Genomic DNA, 19392 nt, shown 5'->3' with positions numbered 1-19392 from the left:
GGGAAACTATAGTTCCCCTATATGGAAACTATCAGTTCCAAGCCATTGAAACTAAAGTTTCAAGTAATAAATAAGTGGTGACAGGTTGAATAAAGAACCTATCACCTCATCTAACCCCGATGAATAAGGCTTTTGCTTGATGGCGGTGATAGAGGAAAATGATTTTTTTGTATGGAGAGTAGCATAATAATAATAGTAGGTGGATATGAAGACACAAAGACATAAAATGATGGGGTTGCTGGCAGCCGTTTTTATTCTTTTTTCTGCATTTCGTGCAGACAAACCGGTAATCACTATCTTTATGATAGGCGATTCGACAATGGCTAACAAGAAAATAGACGGAGGAAACCCCGAACGTGGTTGGGGAATGGTACTTCCCGGATTCTTCTCCGAAGACATACGGATAGACAATCATGCCGCCAACGGTCGAAGTTCCAAGAGCTTTATCAGCGAAGGACGCTGGGAAAAAGTAATTTCTAAAGTGAAAAAAGGAGATTACGTTTTTATTCAGTTCGGTCATAACGATGAGAAAGCAGACTCTACCCGTCACACCGATCCGGGTAGCACTTTTGATGAAATTCTTCGTCGGTATGTGAATGAAACCCGCGCCAAAGGTGGAATTCCGGTATTGTTCAACTCTATCGTCCGTCGAAACTTTGTGCAGCCGAAGGATGATGCCATCGCAAAAGATGTACGTCGCACACCGGGGGAAAAGGAAAAACCGAAGGAAGGAACTGTTTTGTTCGATACGCATGGTGCCTATCTGGATGCTCCCCGCAATGTGGCAAAAGAACTGGGAGTGACTTTTATCGACATGAACAAAATCACCCACGACCTGGTGCAGGGACTTGGACCTGTAGAATCAAAGAAGTTGTTTATGTTTGTCGAACCTAACCAGGTGCCGGCTTTCCCGAAAGGTCGTGAAGACAATACTCATTTAAACGTATACGGAGCACGAACAATTGCCGGACTGGCAGTGGACGCTATCGGCAAGGAAATTCCGGAACTGGCGAAATATATCCGTCATTACGATTATGTGGTGGCCCAAGATGGTAGCGGTGATTTCTTTACCGTACAGGAAGCAATCAATGCTGTTCCTGATTTTCGCAAAGATGTTCGTACCACTATCCTGATTCGTAAAGGAACTTATAAAGAGAAGCTCATCATTCCTGAATCCAAGATTAATATCTCTTTGATTGGAGAAGACAGTGCGATACTGACTTATGACGGTTTTGCAAACAAGAAAAATGTATTAGGCGATAACATGGGAACTTCCGGTTCGTCCAGCTGTTACATCTATGCCCCCGATTTTTATGCGGAGAATATCACATTCGAGAACTCATCAGGCCCCGTAGGACAAGCAGTTGCCTGCTTTGTGTCTGCCGACCGTGTCTATTTTAAGCACTGTCGTTTTCTAGGTTTCCAGGATACGCTCTACACATACGGTAAGCAAAGCCGCCAATATTACGAAGACTGTTACATCGAAGGAACGGTTGATTTTATTTTCGGTTGGTCTACGGCTGTTTTCAACCGTTGCCACATTCATAGTAAGCGGGACGGTTATGTCACCGCTCCTTCTACTGATAAAGGCAAAAAATATGGCTATGTATTCTATGATTGCAAACTGACTGCGGAACCGGAAGCCACAAAAGTGTATCTGTCTCGTCCCTGGCGTCCGTATGCGCAAGCTGTATTCATCCATTGCGAACTGGGGCAACATATTCTTCCCGTTGGCTGGAACAACTGGGGCAAGAAGGAAAACGAAAAAACTGTCTTTTATGCCGAATATGAAAGTCGGGGAGAAGGAGCCAATCCGAAAGCACGCGCTGCTTTCTCCCAACAATTGAAGAATCTGAAAGGATATGAAATAAATGCTGTTTTGGCGGGAGAAGATGGATGGAATCCGGTAGAGAACGGAAACAAACTGATAACGGTAAAGCGTTGACCAGCTGACCAGGTAAAGAAACAAATGACTAAATAAAAAACAAATTAGCCGGTACAGAAGCAACGATAGCCGCGGCGGAAGTACCAATTAAACGGGCAGATGAACAAAAAACAGAATCCGACAAGATATTTTGTTTTTTGTTCATCTGCCTAAAATAGATAACTTGTCTTATAGAATGGCCCGATTCTGTTAAATAGCCGCTAAAGATTGCATTAAACTACAAGTATTTTTCTATCTTTACGCCACAGAACCGAGTGATATGATGAAGAAAACCTTAATTTCAGTAATCCTTTTGCTAGCTATTGTGTTCTCAACACATGCGCAGCAGCACTGTTTTTTCACCCACTATTCTACTGAAGATGGATTATCCCAAAATACGGTGATGAACATCTTGCAGGATCACAAAGATAACCTCTGGTTTGCCACCTGGGATGGCATCAACCGTTTCAACGGTTATACCTTCAAAACATACAAGGCCCGTCAGGGAAACTACATCAGTCTGACCAATAACCGCGTAGACCGTATATATGAAGACCGTTATGGCTTTCTGTGGTTGCTGACTTATGACAACCGTGTTCATCGTTTCGATCCGAAGACAGAGACTTTCGAACAAGTGCCAGCTGCCGGAGAGGAGGGAAGTACTTTTAATGTACATACCATTGAAGTGATGCCGAACGGAACCGTCTGGCTGCTGACGGAAAACGACGGAGCCATCCGCATCCTGACGCATCCGGATGAGAATAATCGCTTGACATGGGATATTTATTCCAGTAAGACGGAACTGTTTCCTTCTTTACATGTATTCAAAGTTCATCAGGATAAAGCTGGCAATGACTGGCTGTTGACGGATAATGGCCTCGGTATGATCCATCCCGGAAAGAAAGAACCGGATTCCTATTTTACGGAGACAAAAGGAAAGTTTGGCGGAATGAACCAGGCTTTCTATGCTGTGCAGGAACGTGACAAAGATATTTGCTTCGCCTCAGACCATGGACGTATCTGGTCTTATCAGAAAGAAAGTGGAGAATTTACGTTGATCGAGCTTCCCACAAAAGGACAGATCACCTCCATTCATCCCGTTGCACCAGACGTATCCGTTATTACCACCGATTCGGATGGTTTCTTTACTTACAATCTGCGAACAAAAACAAATGTACATTACTCGTTCCTGACTTGTAGGGCGTTACCCGCAAAGCCGATCCTTTCTGCTTATGTAGACCGTTCCTCGGAAGTGTGGTTCGAACAGGAAGAACCGGGCGTTGTAGCTCATTTCAATCCCTCGACCGGAGTGGTGACCCGTGAACAAATTCCTATAGAATACAGTAATCCTGAACGTTCCCGTCCGGCTTTTCATATCCATGAAGACGTAAACGGTTATCTTTGGGTACATCCTTATGGAGGAGGTTTCTCTTACTTCGATCCTCAAAAGAAATGCTTGGTTCCTTTCTATAACGGACTGGGTAGCCGTGACTGGCGTTTTTCCAATAAGATTCATTCAGCCTTTTCCGACAAACAAGGTAATCTGTGGCTTTGTACCCACTCTAAAGGATTGGAGAAAGTGACTTATCGAAATGTACCCTTTGCGATGATGACCCCTATGCCTCATGAACACGAATCGTTGCATAATGAGGTGCGTGCCCTGTGTGAAGACAAACTGGGAAATTTGTGGGTTGGCTTGAAAGACGGTATACTTCGTATATATGATGCAGGCAAAACTTATAAAGGATACCTCACCGAAAGCGGCACTATCTCTATCACCGGTACTCCCATGCAGGGAACCGTTTATTTTGTTATTCAAGACTCAAAAGGAATCATCTGGATTGCGACAAAAGGAGACGGCCTTGTTCGTGCCGAGCCGACTTCCTCTAACGGAATGTCCTATAAACTGACCCGTTATCTTCATCGTGAGGATGATATGTACAGTTTGAGCGATAATAATGTATATTGCGTCTATGAAGATCATTATGGCCGTATCTGGCTGGCAACTTTTGCCGGAGGTATCAATTATATCACGGAGAATGAAGCAGGAAAAACATTGTTTATCAATCACCGGAACAACCTGAAGGGCTATCCTATTGATCCTTGTTACAAAGCTCGTTTTATCACTTCCGATAATAACGGACGCTTGTGGGTAGGAACAACTACGGGTGCCGTTGCTTTTGACGAGGACTTTAAGAAACCGGAGGATGTGCAGTTCTATCATTTCTCCCGTATGCCGAATGATACGCAAAGTTTGAGTAATAATGATGTCCATTGGATTATCTCCACTAAGAAAAAGGAACTTTACCTGGCTACTTTCGGTGGGGGACTCAACAAACTGGTATCTATCAGTAAGGACGGTCATGGAGAATTTAAATCATATTCCGTACTGGATGGTCTTCCTTCCGATGTCCTGCTTTCCATCCGCGAAGATAGTAAGCAGAATTTATGGATTAGTACGGAGAATGGAATTTGTAAGTTCATCCCCTCTGAAGAACGTTTTGAAAGTTATGACGAACGTAGTATTACTTTCCCTGTACGCTTTAGTGAAGCCGCTTCGGCATTGACTGCTAAAGGAAGTATGCTTTTCGGTGCCAGTGGCGGAGTCTTTATATTTAATCCTGACTCTATCCGTAAGAGCAGCTATATCCCGCCTATCGTATTCTCCAAACTGACAGTGGCCAATGAGGACATTACCCCCGGAGTCAACTCATTGTTGAAAGTGGATATTGATGACGCTGATAAATTGGTGCTTTCGCATAAAGAGAATATTTTCTCCGTTCATTTCGCGGCACTCGATTATACCAATCCGCAGAATATACAGTATGCTTATATTCTCGACGGATTTGAGAAACAATGGACCTTTGCCGACAAACAACGTAGCGTGACTTATACGAATCTTCCGAAAGGAGAGTATGTGCTTCGCGTCCGTTCTACCAATAGCGATGGTGTGTGGGTGGATAATGAACGTATTTTGGATATTGTCATTCTGCCTTCTTTCTGGGAAACGCCGATGGCTTATGTGCTTTATATACTTTTCATTCTGATTATTATTCTTGTGGCTGTTTATATCCTGTTCACCATTTACCGGTTGAAGCATGAAGTGTCGGTCGAACAGCAGATTTCGGATATAAAACTGCGCTTCTTTACGAATATATCCCATGAGTTGCGTACTCCGCTTACGTTGATAGCAGGTCCGGTAGAGCAAGTTTTGAAGAATGATAAATTGCCGGCTGATGCCCGCGAACAGTTGGTTGTGGTTGAACGGAACACCAGTCGTATGCTTCGTCTTGTCAATCAGATATTGGACTTCCGTAAGATTCAGAATAAGAAGATGAAGATGCAGGTACAGCGAGTGGATATTGTGCCTTTCGTGCGCAAGGTGATGGATAATTTTGAGGCTGTAGCCGAAGAACATCGGATTGATTTCCTGTTTCAGACGGAAAAGGAGCATCTTTATCTTTGGGTGGACGCCGATAAGCTGGAAAAGATTGTATTCAATCTACTTTCCAATGCATTTAAGTATACGCCAAATGGCAAGATGATAACGATGTTTATTCGTGAAGATGAGAATACTGTTTCTATCGGTGTACAAGATCAGGGAATCGGAATTGCGGAAAACAAAAAGAAGTCCTTGTTTGTCCGTTTTGAGAATCTGGTAGACAAGAATCTGTTCAATCAGGCTAGTACGGGTATCGGACTTTCATTGGTGAAAGAGCTTGTAGAGATGCACAAGGCTACTATTTCCGTGGATAGTCGTTTGGGAGAAGGAAGTTGTTTCAAAGTCGATTTCCTGAAAGGGAAAGAACATTATGATAAGGAAGCCGAGTTTATCCTGGAAGATACGGATGCTCCGGCAAGAATGGGGCAGGTAGTGGATATAGCCAACTCTTCCATTCAGTCTGAAACGCTGGTGGCCGATGATTCGGAGAAGATAGAAGATGTTTATGAGGAGGAATCTGCAAAAGAAGAAAACTCTAAAGAACTGATGTTATTAGTCGAAGATAATCAGGAATTACGTGAATTCTTGCGTAGTATATTTTCTCCGATGTACAGGGTAGTGGAAGCTGCCGATGGCAGGGAAGGAGCGAATAAAGCATTGAAGTATCTCCCGGATATTATTATCAGTGACGTGATGATGCCCGAGAAAGACGGTATCGAAATGACGCGTGAACTGCGTGCGGATATGACGACCAGCCATATACCTATTATCTTACTTACTGCCAAAACAACGATTGAAAGTAAACTGGAGGGACTGGAATACGGTGCGGATGATTATATAACGAAGCCTTTTAGTGCTACCTATCTGCAAGCCCGTGTGGAAAATCTGTTGATGCAGCGTAAAAAACTGCAAAGTTTCTATCGGGATAGCCTGATGCATATCAATATGTCTGCCGGTCAGGAGGATACACCTGTTGCTACGGATGTGCCATCGGCAGAAGAAGATACTTCCGAAACTGTACCTGCAACGCTCGATATGTCTCCCAACGACCGCAAATTTATGGATAAATTGGTGGAATTAATGGAGCAGAATATGGATAATGGTGAACTGGTGGTCGATGATTTGGTTCGGGAACTGGCTGTCAGCCGCTCTGTCTTCTTCAAGAAACTGAAAACACTAACCGGACTGGCTCCTATCGAATTTATCAAAGAAATGCGTATCAAGCGGGCCACGCAATTAATAGAGACCGGAGAGTTTAATATGACGCAGATTTCATATATGGTCGGTATTAATGATCCGCGTTATTTCAGTAAATGTTTCAAGGCGAAAGTTGGGATGACGCCAACGGAGTATCGGGATAAAGTGGGAAGATAATAAGAAAGGCTATCATTTATCTGATAGCCTTTCTTATTCAATATGTCTTTTCAGACATTCTATTCTCTTTTCTTATTCTGTCCAGCGAGGGTCACCAATGCTGCTTGGGAATAGGGCATCTATAATTTTGAAGTTTCCTTCTTCCGGATTTTCAAATACTTCTGTAGATGACTTATCATATTTGGTTACGTCACCAAGAGTGCTATGGAATGTCATGTCATTGGTTCCATAAACTTTTTCGATAGTCAGACTAAGATTAGCAGCTGCATTTGCATTATGAGCCTTTCTACTAGTTCCACCATTTGCCAAGATTGTATTCTTGATAGCTAAAGACATGCCTAGGGTATTTTTATCTCCCAGTTCTAACAGTGCTTTTGTACCTCCCCAGCCGTACATCGTACAATAATCGATGGAGAAAGAAGCAGCATTTCCTGCATAGAAGATACGTCCTTGTGGTTTAATCAAGGTGCTATTTGTAATTTCAGTAACAGGTATTTGGGCGACTGCTGATTCTTTATAAGCAAACATATCCCCACTACAACCATTGATAATAGATTTGTTTACACTAACTTTATTAATTTGAATGTTTATACCTTCTTTGGCTCTTACTAATGATTTAGAGTTACTAATCGTACAGCCTTCTATTAACAAAGTGTTGATATTGGTTGATACGTCATCTGTCATATCTGCACCTTTCTGAAGATTAAAGAAATAATCTCCTTGTGCATCAACATTTAAATTATAGAAACGCACCACATCTTTGTTGCCTAAAGTCAAAATAGTTTTAGTTGTCATTGTTGCCTGTTCAGCTCCGCCACTTGCTCCCCAGAATACGATTGATGTAACAGCTTCAGGTACAATGACAGTTTTACTGAATGTGATTGCTGTAGAATGTGGTACAACTAGAACTATATTTCCACTTTGTGCAGCAAGTACCTCGTTTGGATCATCAGCAGCAGTAAGATATACAGGTGTGTAACCATCCGGGAAGTTTTCTGTAGTTTGGAATGATTTCTCACCTCTCAATACATCTTCACCGTTAACAGTATTGTATATACCGATAGTGTATGCGGTAGAAGCTGCCAGACCTGTAAGTTGATAACTGCCTTTTGCATTCATTTCCGAAGAAATTGGAATGTTTGTTACTGTTGAAGTCTCTGTGTTCGTCAGTAAGAAGTGGGTTACGCTCTGATTCTTTTTCCATGTGATAATGGCAGTAGAACCAGTGATGGTTGAGATATCCTCAATTAACTGTTCTGTCTTGGTCTTAAAGCTTGTATTTTCCGGATATACCCATTTGGAAGGTGAAGCTGTTTCAGAGCATGAACGGATACGAATATAATAACTGGTATTTGCATCCAATCCTTCAATAGTGTACGGAGAGCTTTTTATACTCTTATCCTCTCCGAAGATAACAGATCCTTCCTGATAATTTTCAGCTGTAAGTTCAGAAGTATTTACTTCAATGATGTAATAATCTGTATTGATCGTATTATTCCAAATAACTTCTGCATTGTTAATGCTAGGGCTGACTGCCAATTTAGTACTACGGAACAGACGGTTATAGGCACTATCTGTTTCCCAATCATTTGCTTTCTCACACGATGAAAGCATTACGGTCAGGGCTATAAAAAGCCCTGATAAAACCGTGTATCTTGTTGATTTGATAAAATTCATGTTCATGAGATCAGTTATTGAATGATATTCATAATTTATTAGAAATTATAAGAGTTCTCTATGTAACCGTTGGCATCCGAAACAGTCTTGGAGCCTATCGGTAATAGATGTCTATTTTTGATCGTAGCATTTAAACCACTGCTGATATCATCTACATACTCAAGATTTGTATCATTGGTTGTTTTACTAGTATCTGCTACTCCCTTCTTCCATTCATAGTTGGTTCCCCAACCGGTAACATATTCATAACCTGCAGTTTTAGCTGCTTCCTTCACTTTATCAGGATCTTCAAGGTCTCTAAGTTCATTAGGAATTTGTTCAGTACGCCAAGTGATACTATTCATGTCAATTGAATACGGATCATCTGTCTTCATTTTATAGAAGATAAATTTGGGAGCAGTCTCAATCATAGCTTTGTAGTCTGTTCTGAATTGATCCAGCTTTTCGGAAAGTGTTCCCCAACGTATCAGATCATATTTACGAACACATTCACCTGCAAACTCCCATGCACGTTCTTGATCAAGCGCTTCCATGAAATTGTTTCGGGCGGATGCTTCAATAGCGTTTTTAGCGGCATTTTGGGTAGCAGTGTCAAAGGCACGGATATGTACTTCTGTCAAAGCTTCAAGTGCAGTTTTTGTAGTGGTACCATTGGGATTGCTGCCTTCTAATCCATACAAGTTATACATCACTTCAGCATACATTAATAAAATATCGGAATAACGCATCACTACCCAGTTAATACCTGGAGCCCATTTCTGGTCTGTGTTTTGTGCCAAAGAGATGATTGCATCATCCATTTTACGAATGTCCCATTTTGCTACATAGGCACTGAAAGGAGCATTAGAAAGCAATGTCTCTTTTATAACAGCTTTATTGTCTACTGTCGTTTGTTTTAATTCATAGTAGGCGCATGTAATATCTCTACGGCTGTCGTTATTATCAAAAGATAAAATATAAGAAGCTGTAAGTCTGATATTACCACTGCTATTACCTTTTGCGCCATATTTGTTGCTGGCACCATTGATACGAACTCCGGTACTGTAACCCATTTCGCCAGATCTACCTAATCCGTGAGCTACCTCATATAGATTTTCATAATATTTAGTATCCAGTGTCCGCTTATTGATTAAGTCCCATTGGTTTTCAAAAGATGGATTCAACTTATGAACTTGTTTGCTTACTACAATATCCAAATGTGCTAATGCACGTTCGTGCAATTTTTGAACTTCTGCTTCTGACGGACGTTGAGTAGGGAATTGTCCGTCACTGCAAGTCGGATGGTTTCTATAACCTGTTTTTGCTTGTTCGCGGATGCTATATCCGGCGCGTGATAAAGCAATACGTGCAAATAATCCATGTGCAAAACCTGCAGTGGCATGCTCTGTTGTGTATCCGTCTTCACCTGCCCAAGGAAGGTAATTGGCAGCTTCGTCCAAATCATCTAACAACTGGTCTAAAATAATATCCCGGTCTGTTTTTGCTGCATACATGTTAGAACCATCAGGTTGGGTAGGCTCAAAGCGCATCGGAACATCTCCGTAATTCTTAACTATATCATAATATACCATTGCACGCATGGTTAATGCTTCTCCTAAATAACGGAGCATTGGTTTACGGGTGGTAGTTCCTTCTGCTAATAAGTCGCTATTACGAATACCGTCAATAACGATATTGGCATTTTCAATAATAGCAAAACATCTTTCCCAGTTCGTATCAAGTTTATCCCATCCTTTGCTTAGATAGTAATTACCTAATCCTCTTTCTGAATTTTGATGAACTTCCGATTGCTTGGTTGCATTTGCTAGTTCAATATCCGTATTATTACCGAAATTGATAGGGATACGAGAACCATACGTGTGGTCGTATGTCAAATCGGCATATACCTTGTTTAACGCTTGCTCTGTATACACGACAGAGTTAAAAACATTTTCTCCTTTCAACTCCGAAGGGGAAGACTGGTCGAGAAAGTCACTGCATGAAAGCAAGCTCAACAATCCGGTTCCTAGTAATATTGATTTTATATAAGTTTTCATATATGTATTTCCTTTCTATTTATGGGTTAGAATGTAACATTAATACCCCCTACAAATGAGCGGCTTTTGGGATATGCAGAATAATCTACGCCCGGAGTCATTGGAGTACTGCGACGTGTATCTACTTCCGGATCTGCTCCCGAGTATTTTGTGAAACAATACAAGTTGTAACCAGTCACATAGATACGTACGTTTTGCATAAATATTTTGTTTACAAAAACTTTAGGTAGTGTATATCCGATTGAAATGTTATTGACACGGAGGAAAGAACCATCTTCTACTGCCCAGTCAAGTAATGGCATTTCTGTGATTGAGCCTGGATTATACATGGAAGCTCCGGCATTTATTTCATTTAAACGATTAATAGTATAATCGAGCCCATTACTCTTGATATATGAACTTTTCAGCATGTTTTCTCCTGTTGACGGATCAATCCAGGAATAACGTTTGGCTAATGTAAAGTTATCATTTAAGTTCCATCCTTTTTTAGTATCATTATAGTAACTTGAACCTAACTTGGTTGCATTCACAATCTTGTTACCAAGAGAGTAATTGAAGAAAGCTGATAAATCAAAGTTCTTATAACGCATGTTTATACCGAAACCACCGGTAACAGTTGGAACTGTATTTCCTAGACGTTTCTTCGTAAATTTGCCATCTTCATCAGCTTTCAGTTTTAGTGCACCCGGACCAAAATTGTTATATTTAATCAGTTCTGTCGGATCTGTGAGATTTTCGTTAAGCACCCACTTGCTGCCGTCCCATGAAAAATCGTCAGTAGTATAGAAGCCATCCAATTCATATCCGTACACTTCTCCCAGACGTCCTCCTTCCTCAATGAAGAAGTCGTTTTGTCCGGCAGGTTTACCTCCCCAGTTACTACTTTGCCAGGTTTGTCCTCCGGCTAGCTTATCAATTTTAGCTCTATTATAAGAAATATTGAAATTGGCGTTTAAACCAAAGTCCTTAGTATCTACTATGACTGCGTCTAATGCTAATTCTATACCTTTATTTGATGTCTGTCCAAAGTTCTTATATTGGGTAGAAAAACCAGTGCTTGAAGGTATTGTTGCATTCATCAACAAGTCTTTAGTTGTATTCCAGTATGCATCAATACTACCGGATAAGCGGTTATTCCAGAATCCGAAGTCAATACCTAAGTTACGGGTAAGTGTTGTTTCCCATTTTAGGTCAGGATTAGAAAGATTAGAAGCATGTTGTAATACAACAGCACTTGTTTCATTGAAATAAATGTTTTTATCACTTGTTTCCGCTAATGAGAAAGTAGAATTAATGGCACCCGATTTAATACGGTTATTACCAGCTGTACCTACACTTAAACGAAGTTTTAGGTTGGATAACCATTCTTTGCTTCTTTCCATCCATGCTTCGTCAGATATTCTCCATGCTAAAGCTAATGATGGGAAATATCCCCATTGGTTTCCTTTTGAGAATTTACTGGAACCATCGGCACGCATTGTGAAAGTCATTAGATACTTGTCTTGTATCGTATAGTTGACACGTCCGAAGAACGATAATAGATTGTCTTTAAAACCAATATAAGTAGAGGTAGGCAATGCCGTTCCGTTACTCATGCCGGAGAGTACGTCATTAATAGTCATATATTTGGAGAAAGCAACGGAGGTGTTGATAGTCTCGTGATCGTAACTACTTGAAACTTCATGTCCTAACATAACATTTAGTTTGTGAGTGTTATTCAAGAACTTAGTATCATATGTTACTGTATTTGCATTACGCCAGTTTTTATTAACGACCTTATTTAACAGAGCTTGTGGCTGTCCATAATAACCATATTTAGAATTACTTGTAGCTTCCACTCCCCATACTTGGTCAGTATTGTTATATCTCCATCCATAACCAAACTCACTTCTGAATGTTAATCCTTTGATTGGTTTCCAGTTAAGTCCTACGTTATAGTTTTGTTGCAAGCGGGTTTGTTTCTTGTAAGTTGCATTTAAACGTTCCAGTGGGTTATATTGTGCATTGTTCACATTCTCATCATCATCGCTGTCCGAACTTGTTGTATTAATTTCCTCTACCGGTTTGTAGATGACGGAACGTGATATTAGTGAATTGGCTGCACTTGATTCGTTTGCATCTGCTCCACCACTGATACCATCAATTGTTTGGTAACTAAAACGGGCATTAAAGTCCATTGTTAACCATTTGTTGATATTGGTATTAAGTTTGGCATTAATATTCTCTTTTGAGAAACCCGAACCAAGCATGATACTTTTTTCTTCGTTATGTGCATAACTAACACTGAATTTGGTATCTTTATTACCTCCACTCACACTCACATTGTATTGTTGTTGATTTCCTGTACGACCAAAAATCTCATCCTGGTAGTCGGTGCCTTTCATAGATTTGTAAATATCCAAATCATCAAACATACCATATTTCATCCCTTCCTGGTCAATTTCTTGTTGCCATAATACATATTCGTAAGGGTTCAGTACATCTACCATTTTAGTAACTTTACGAACACCGAACGAGGCCCCCAAATTCACCTGAATCTTACCTTCCTGACCGGATTTAGTAGTAATGATGATAACACCGTTTGCACCGCGGGCGCCATAAATAGCAGTAGAAGAAGCATCTTTCAATACATCTACCGATTGAATATCTGTTGGAGCAATATCAGAGATACTTGATACGGGAAATCCGTCTACAATATAGAGTGGTGAATTATCTTGAGATAGAGAACCGCCGCCACGTACGCGGATTTTTACATCTGCATCAGGTGAACCTTCAGTGGTTGTGATAGATACACCAGCCATTTTCCCTTGTAGTGCTTCCGATGCGGAAGATACCGGAATAGCAGCAATCTGTTTGGCACTAACGGAAGATACAGAACCGGTCAAATCCTTTTTTGCAACGGTCCCATAACCAATTACCACAACTTCGTCCAACGCTTGTGTATCATCGGAAAGAGTGACATTAATTTGACTTTGTCCTTTTATAGCAATATCCTGAGTTTTCATTCCGATATAAGAAATTGTAAGGGTTGCTTTTGAAGGAACCTTGATAGAATAGTTACCATCTAAATCGGTAATTGTACCATTGGTAGTATTACCTTTCTCTACTACAGAAGCTCCGATGATCGGTTCTCCCGTTGTGTCTTTCACATTACCTTTTACGGTAATTGTTTGCGCTGATACGCTAAGCGATATCGCTGCAAATAGCATTAGCAGCCAACTGCGCATGTTTTTCACCTTGTTAGACATTCTTTGCATGTTTATTAATTAATGGTTATTGTTTTTAATTATGTACTCACATTTAGGGTTAATTCCTCGATACAAAAGTATATGAATGTGAATATAGGTATGTGCAATATTTGTTTTTCACCTAGTATTTTTTGTTTTTTAATAGCCGGTCGGCATTTTTATAATAGTTTTAAAACAAAAAATACACATGATAGCCCGAAAAGCCTTGTTTTGTCGATTTCAATGACCTCGAAAAACAAAATTTGAACAAGACTTTTTTTTATCCTGCCTACTTTTGCCCTTATTAATCTAATAATGTATGAAAATGGATATAATTCTAAGTAAATGGTGTTTAGCCATTTTGTTTGCTTTTGGAATTCTGGCGTGTACTGATGGTGGTGACGCTAATGAATTGCCTAAAGAACCTGAAGGGACTGGAGAAATTCAAGATGAAAAGATACCAGCTTTTCCTGGGGCAGAAGGACATGGACGCTACACAGCCGGTGGGCGTGGTGGTGATGTATATATTGTTACTTCATTGGAAGACAAGTTACAGAACGGAACTTTACGTTATGGTATTGAGAAACTAAGCGGAAAACGTACAATTGTTTTCCAGGTATCCGGAACCATTCATTTAAACGGTGATTTAAAGATTAAGAATGGAGATTTAACAATTGCAGGACAGACAGCTCCGGGGGATGGTATTTGTTTGGCTGGTTATCCGGTCTTCTTGGAAGCAGACAACGTTATTGTCCGTTTTATGCGTTTTCGAATGGGAAATAAAGAAGATGTCAGTGCAGACGGAGCTGATGCCTTTGGAGGTCGGTATCATAAAAATATTATGATTGATCATTGTTCTATGAGTTGGTGTACTGACGAATGTGTCTCTTTTTATCAAAACGAGAATTTCACATTGCAATGGTGTCTTATTTCTGAAAGCCTGCGTTTAGGTGGGCATACAAAAGGCCCTCATGGCTATGGTGGTATATGGGGAGGTATGAAAGCTTCTTTCCATCATAATCTATTGGCACATCATGATAGCCGTAATCCTCGTCTAGGTCCTGGGGTTAATTCGACAAAAGAGAATGAAATTGTTGATATGCGTAATAATGTCATTTATAACTGGTGTGGAAATTCTTGTTATGGTGGAGAAGCCATGCATGTAAATATTGTGAATAATTTTTATAAGCCGGGTCCTGCCACTCCTACTGGCACTTCTAAACGTGGACGTATTATTGCCATTGACAAAAAAGTGAGTGAGTCGGATAAGAAATCATATCCAGCCATTTTTGACACTTGGGGAGATTTTTTTATCCAAGGAAATGTGGTGGATGATGGGCAAATTAATGGTGCGGTTGATTACGAACGTTGTGTGAAGGCTACAAAAGATAACTGGGAGTATGGAGTTTATAATCAGTTTGATAAAAAGTATGGAACGTTGGATGAAGATACAAAAAAAGCTCTTAGACGCACCACTCCCGTAGAAACAGGTACTGTTACCACTCATGATGCCCGTACGGCTTTTGAGCGTGTTATGGATTATGCAGGTTGTTCTTTGCACAGGGATAGAGTAGATGAACGTATTGTTCGGGAGACTCGTAGCGGGACTGCGAACTACCAGGGAATGAACAAGCATAATGGTCAGGGAGTTGTTGAGGGTATTGATTGGAAAAGTGTAGGGTATCCCAAGAAAGGTATCATTGATAGTCAGGATGATGTGATTCCTGTCGGGGAATCTTCAGCATGGCTTGAATTGGTACAGGGTGTTATTTTAAAGGATTCGGATAATGATGGTATGCCTGATGAATGGGAAAAAAAATATGGTTTGAATCCGGATGATGCTTCTGACCGAAATGGTAAAACAGTAGATGAGGAAGGAACATATACAAATCTGGAGATGTATATGAATAGCCTGGTACAAAAGATTGTTGAAGAGCAGAATAAAGGAGGAGTACAATAAATAAATTAGGTGTATTTTTGTATTATTCCATAAATAAAAATATGAATATGAATTTGATCTTTCGTTGTTTAACCATTTTATTAACTCTGATCGGGAGTGGGGCTGTTTTTGCCTCTTCTGGTATTGGTAATACTCTTGATTTCGGAGAGTTGGCTGCTTTTCCCGGAGCAGAAGGATATGGACGTATGACTACAGGTGGACGTGGGGGTGAAGTGTATATTGTTACTTCTTTAGCTGATGATGGAATGCCTGGTACTTTACGTTATGGCATAGAAAAGTTGGATGGTCCTCGTACTATCATTTTTCAAGTGTCCGGTACGATATTTCTGCATAAAGACCTAAAAATACGGAAAGGGAATTTGACTATTGCGGGACAAACTGCACCGGGAAACGGTATATGCATAGCAGGTTATCCGGTGACAAATTATGCCAGTAATGTAATTCTTCGTTTTTTACGTTTCCGTATGGGTAATAAAGAATGTGTACATCCTGACGGTGCAGATGCTTTAGGAGGAAAAGGGGCAAAGAATGTGATTATAGACCATTGTTCTATCAGCTGGTGTACAGATGAATGTGCTTCTTTTTATGAGAATGATGATTTTACCATGCAGTGGTGCATTATTTCTGAAAGTCTTAGATTAGGTGGGCATACCAAAGGTCCTCATGGCTATGGAGGAATTTGGGGAGGTGAACACTCTTCTTATCATCATAATCTATTAGCCCATCATGATAGCCGGAATCCCCGTTTCGGATTAGGAGCTAAGGCACGTAAGAGTGGAGAATGTGATGGTGATTATGTAGACTTTCGCAATAATGTGATCTATAATTGGGGTATGAACAGTTCGTATGGTGGTGAAAGAATGAATATCAATATAGTGAACAATTATTATAAACCAGGTCCTGCAACGGTGACAGGCTCTAAACGTGGACGGATTTTTGCTATAGATGCAACAGAAAATGAGAATGGGGAGTATCTGTGGGGAAAGTATTATATCGATGGTAACATTGTAGATGGAGGGGCAGATGATAAAAACAGCCAGAAGGCTACAGCTAATAATTGGGAATATGGAGTTTACAATCAATTTTCGAATAATTATAAAAAAGTAATTACACAAAAAACAAAAGGCTCGATTCGAGTGGACAAACCTCATGGATTTGCATTGGTAACGACACATTCAGCTTTCAATGCTTATAAACGAGTGTTGGATTATGCGGGGTGTTCATTGCATCGAGACGATGTAGATGCACGTATTGTGAAGGAAACACGTACGAGAACAGCTGGATATAAAGGTTTGAATGCTCATAATGGAGAAGGAGGCGTTTGGAAAAGCGAAGGGTATCCGAAGCCAGGATTGATAGATAGTCAGGATGATTTGTTACCATTAAATACTCCGGGATATGTTTCTCCATGGCCTGTTCTTTTACAAGGAAGTGTTTTGATTGATTCGGATAATGATGGTATGCCTGATGCATGGGAAAGAAAATTCGGATTAAATCCGGATGATGCTTCTGATAGTAATGGAAAAACGATTGATAAACATGGCCAGTATACAAATCTGGAAATGTATATGAATAGTTTGGTGCATGACATTATTGAAAAACAAAATAGCGGTGGAAAGAAGTAATCTGCAAACATCGTATTAAGAATTATCTTTATCAGGTAAGATTCTTTATAGTCAGTTTCACCGGTTTTTATCCGGTATTCATCGGAATTTATACCGGAAATCAACAGAAAAGGCTATAGAAGCCGTGGGAAATGATGTATCTTTGAACCATTAATCAATTAATAATAGAGACAATGGAAGAGAAACAAAAATTCCCCACTGCTACAGGCTTTTCCGGTAAAATACTGATAGCTTCGCTTTTTATCCTTTCCGGGATTCTGCTGTTTGCCCGTAATATGGGATGGATTACATCTGAAGTCTTCGATATTATCGTATCCTGGCACTCACTCCTTATTATATTAGGTATATATTTTATGATTCGCCGCCATTTCATTGGTGGAATCATCCTTTTGTTGATAGGTGTGTATTTTTTGATTGGAGGGCTTTCATGGCTGCCTGAAAATTCACAGGCAATGGTATGGCCTATCGCTCTGATAACAGCAGGTGTCTTATTCTTTTTTAAATCCGGCAAGAACAGACGGGGGCAATGGGCGCACCATCATGCCATGCAACATCGTCAGAAGTGGATGAAGATGCATCAGGGACAACCCGGCATGAATTTTGAAAGTGAGCAACAGCAGGCAGAGTCGGTAGATGGCTTTCTGCGTGCCGAGAATGCTTGGGGAGCTGCCCGTCACGTGGTACTTGACGAATTGTTTAAAGGAGCTGTAATTCGCACATCCTTTGGAGGAACAACGATTGATTTGCGGCATACCCATATTGCGCCCGGAGAAACATATATAGATTTGGATTGCAGTTGGGGAGGAATTGAGATATATGTCCCTTCTGACTGGAAAGTCGTGTTTAAATGCAATGTTTTCTTTGGAGGATGTGATGATAAACGTTGGCAGAGTGGAAATATAAATAAGGAAAGTGTATTGGTGATTCGGGGAACACTTTCTTTCGGAGGCTTGGAGGTTAAAGACTAGCGTATGAAAGCACATCCGATTATAGATAATCCTTTTCGCTGGATTCCGATGCTGGTGCTGGCATTGATTCTGGTTGCATTCCAGGTCGTTTTAGTCTGTGGATATACCGGAAACGATTATCTTCCCGCTTTGGTAGATGGAATAGCGACGATCGGTTGGCTGGCGGCTATCGCCTATCTGGCATGGTTTGTGGTCGGTCTTGTCTCGTTGTTCCAGACGGATGTAATTATGATCATCATTGGAAGTATGCTTTGGTTGGCAGGGAGTTTTATGGTCTGTGATATAATGGTGAGAATTGTAGGAGTACCCTATGTTTCTTTTGCGCAGACAATCCCTTTCCGACTATTGTTCGGACTACCGGTTTTGATTGCCATTACTCTCTGGTATCGTCTGATAGTCACAAAAGAAGAAGTGCAAAACCAAGAACTGGAAAAAGAACTGGCTGTACATCAGGTGAACGTGGCTGGACAGCAGGAAGAATTACCCATGGAATGGATAGATCGTATTACAGTGAAAGACGGCTCCCGGATTCATTTGGTGAAGGCAGACGAATTGATCTACATACAAGCGTGTGGAGATTATGTGATGCTGATAACCCCCACAGGGGAATACCTGAAAGAGCAGACCATGAAGTATTTTGAAACTCATCTCTCTCCGGATACATTTGTTCGGGTGCATCGTTCTACGATTGTGAATGTTACGCAGATTTCCCGGGTCGAGCTTTTCGGAAAAGAAACCTATCAGCTACTATTGAAGAATGGAGTGAAACTTCGGGTTAGTCTTTCCGGTTACCGATTGCTGAAAGAACGATTGGGGATATAAAATCTGTTCAATCTGATCGTAAAAACTAATTTATCCTGATACCCGAAAAGGAAAGGCAACTTTCACAGGAGAAGGAAACAAACCCGGATTTATCAATAGCAGGCTTTTCTGTACCGTAGATTCGGATGGTGATGGTGCCTGACGAGTGGGAAATAAAAAACGAAGGATCCGAATAGACAATATACGAATCTTGAGATATATTTAAATAGTTTGATGCAAAATATAGTCGACGCACAGAACAAATAGATAATAAGTAATTCTCCGTTCAATACGGTGAATTTGGATGATATGCCCTTCAAGTGTTTGATGATAACACTTGAAGGGCATATCGTTTGGA

Annotated in this window: 9 protein-coding genes; 6 read left to right on the top strand and 3 right to left on the bottom strand. The window is 40.6% G+C overall.

All coding sequences use genetic code 11. The features are described 5' to 3' along the window. Nucleotides 1-205 precede the first annotated feature (205 nt). The gene (locus I2I04_RS11160) at nucleotides 206-1945 is read left to right on the top strand and encodes a pectinesterase family protein (RefSeq protein WP_195655033.1); all 1740 of its coding nucleotides are present in this window, start codon (nucleotides 206-208) and stop codon (nucleotides 1943-1945) included. A 259-nt stretch (nucleotides 1946-2204) separates the two neighbouring features. Continuing rightward, nucleotides 2205-6740: a two-component regulator propeller domain-containing protein gene (locus I2I04_RS11155; RefSeq protein ID WP_195655032.1), complete on the top strand. Its 4536-nt coding sequence runs from the start codon at nucleotides 2205-2207 to the stop codon at nucleotides 6738-6740. Nucleotides 6741-6812: 72 nt separating this feature from the next. Here the strand turns inward: I2I04_RS11155 and I2I04_RS11150 are convergent, their stop codons facing one another. Genes I2I04_RS11150 through I2I04_RS11140 form a run of 3 tightly spaced genes read right to left on the bottom strand, consistent with a single transcriptional unit; the run spans nucleotide 6813 to nucleotide 13701 of the window. Further along, nucleotides 6813-8423 (bottom strand): DUF5123 domain-containing protein, encoded by a 1611-nt coding sequence (locus I2I04_RS11150; protein ID WP_195472050.1) that lies wholly within the window; start codon nucleotides 8421-8423, stop codon nucleotides 6813-6815. Nucleotides 8424-8455: 32 nt separating this feature from the next. After that, nucleotides 8456-10453 (bottom strand): RagB/SusD family nutrient uptake outer membrane protein, encoded by a 1998-nt coding sequence (locus I2I04_RS11145; RefSeq protein ID WP_143260417.1) that lies wholly within the window; start codon nucleotides 10451-10453, stop codon nucleotides 8456-8458. A gap of 26 nt (nucleotides 10454-10479) precedes the next feature. Further along, on the bottom strand, nucleotides 10480-13701 hold the full coding sequence (locus I2I04_RS11140) for a SusC/RagA family TonB-linked outer membrane protein (RefSeq protein WP_143260418.1): 3222 nt from the start codon (nucleotides 13699-13701) through the stop codon (nucleotides 10480-10482). Between the two features lie 298 nt (nucleotides 13702-13999). Here I2I04_RS11140 and I2I04_RS11135 point away from each other — a divergent pair, with 298 nt between their 5' ends. The 4 genes from I2I04_RS11135 (at nucleotide 14000) to I2I04_RS11120 (ending at nucleotide 19055) form a co-directional block, all read left to right on the top strand. Continuing rightward, nucleotides 14000-15640: a polysaccharide lyase family 1 protein gene (locus I2I04_RS11135; RefSeq protein WP_195655031.1), complete on the top strand. Its 1641-nt coding sequence runs from the start codon at nucleotides 14000-14002 to the stop codon at nucleotides 15638-15640. 47 nt (nucleotides 15641-15687) lie between these two features. Continuing rightward, nucleotides 15688-17265 carry a polysaccharide lyase family 1 protein gene (locus I2I04_RS11130; RefSeq protein WP_195655030.1) on the top strand — a complete coding sequence of 526 codons (1578 nt, stop codon included), beginning with the start codon at nucleotides 15688-15690 and terminating at the stop codon, nucleotides 17263-17265. 173 nt (nucleotides 17266-17438) lie between these two features. Next, on the top strand, nucleotides 17439-18233 hold the full coding sequence (locus I2I04_RS11125; protein WP_143260420.1) for a LiaF transmembrane domain-containing protein: 795 nt from the start codon (nucleotides 17439-17441) through the stop codon (nucleotides 18231-18233). A gap of 3 nt (nucleotides 18234-18236) precedes the next feature. Beyond that, on the top strand, nucleotides 18237-19055 hold the full coding sequence (locus tag I2I04_RS11120) for a LytTR family DNA-binding domain-containing protein (protein WP_143260421.1): 819 nt from the start codon (nucleotides 18237-18239) through the stop codon (nucleotides 19053-19055). Nucleotides 19056-19392 lie beyond the last annotated feature (337 nt).

This window comes from Bacteroides sp. 1001136B_160425_E2 (assembly GCF_015559655.1).
Taxonomy (GTDB): domain Bacteria; phylum Bacteroidota; class Bacteroidia; order Bacteroidales; family Bacteroidaceae; genus Bacteroides; species Bacteroides luhongzhouii.
This window is presented reverse-complemented; position numbering and strand designations above follow the sequence as displayed.

Coding starts and splice junctions, on each gene's coding strand:
- I2I04_RS11160 (WP_195655033.1), top strand. CDS start 206: ATGAAGACACAAAGACATAAAATGATGGGGTTGCTGGCAGCCGTTTTT.
- I2I04_RS11155 (WP_195655032.1), top strand. CDS start 2,205: ATGATGAAGAAAACCTTAATTTCAGTAATCCTTTTGCTAGCTATTGTG.
- I2I04_RS11150 (WP_195472050.1), bottom strand. CDS start 8,423: ATGAACATGAATTTTATCAAATCAACAAGATACACGGTTTTATCAGGG.
- I2I04_RS11145 (WP_143260417.1), bottom strand. CDS start 10,453: ATGAAAACTTATATAAAATCAATATTACTAGGAACCGGATTGTTGAGC.
- I2I04_RS11140 (WP_143260418.1), bottom strand. CDS start 13,701: ATGTCTAACAAGGTGAAAAACATGCGCAGTTGGCTGCTAATGCTATTT.
- I2I04_RS11135 (WP_195655031.1), top strand. CDS start 14,000: ATGAAAATGGATATAATTCTAAGTAAATGGTGTTTAGCCATTTTGTTT.
- I2I04_RS11130 (WP_195655030.1), top strand. CDS start 15,688: ATGAATTTGATCTTTCGTTGTTTAACCATTTTATTAACTCTGATCGGG.
- I2I04_RS11125 (WP_143260420.1), top strand. CDS start 17,439: ATGGAAGAGAAACAAAAATTCCCCACTGCTACAGGCTTTTCCGGTAAA.
- I2I04_RS11120 (WP_143260421.1), top strand. CDS start 18,237: ATGAAAGCACATCCGATTATAGATAATCCTTTTCGCTGGATTCCGATG.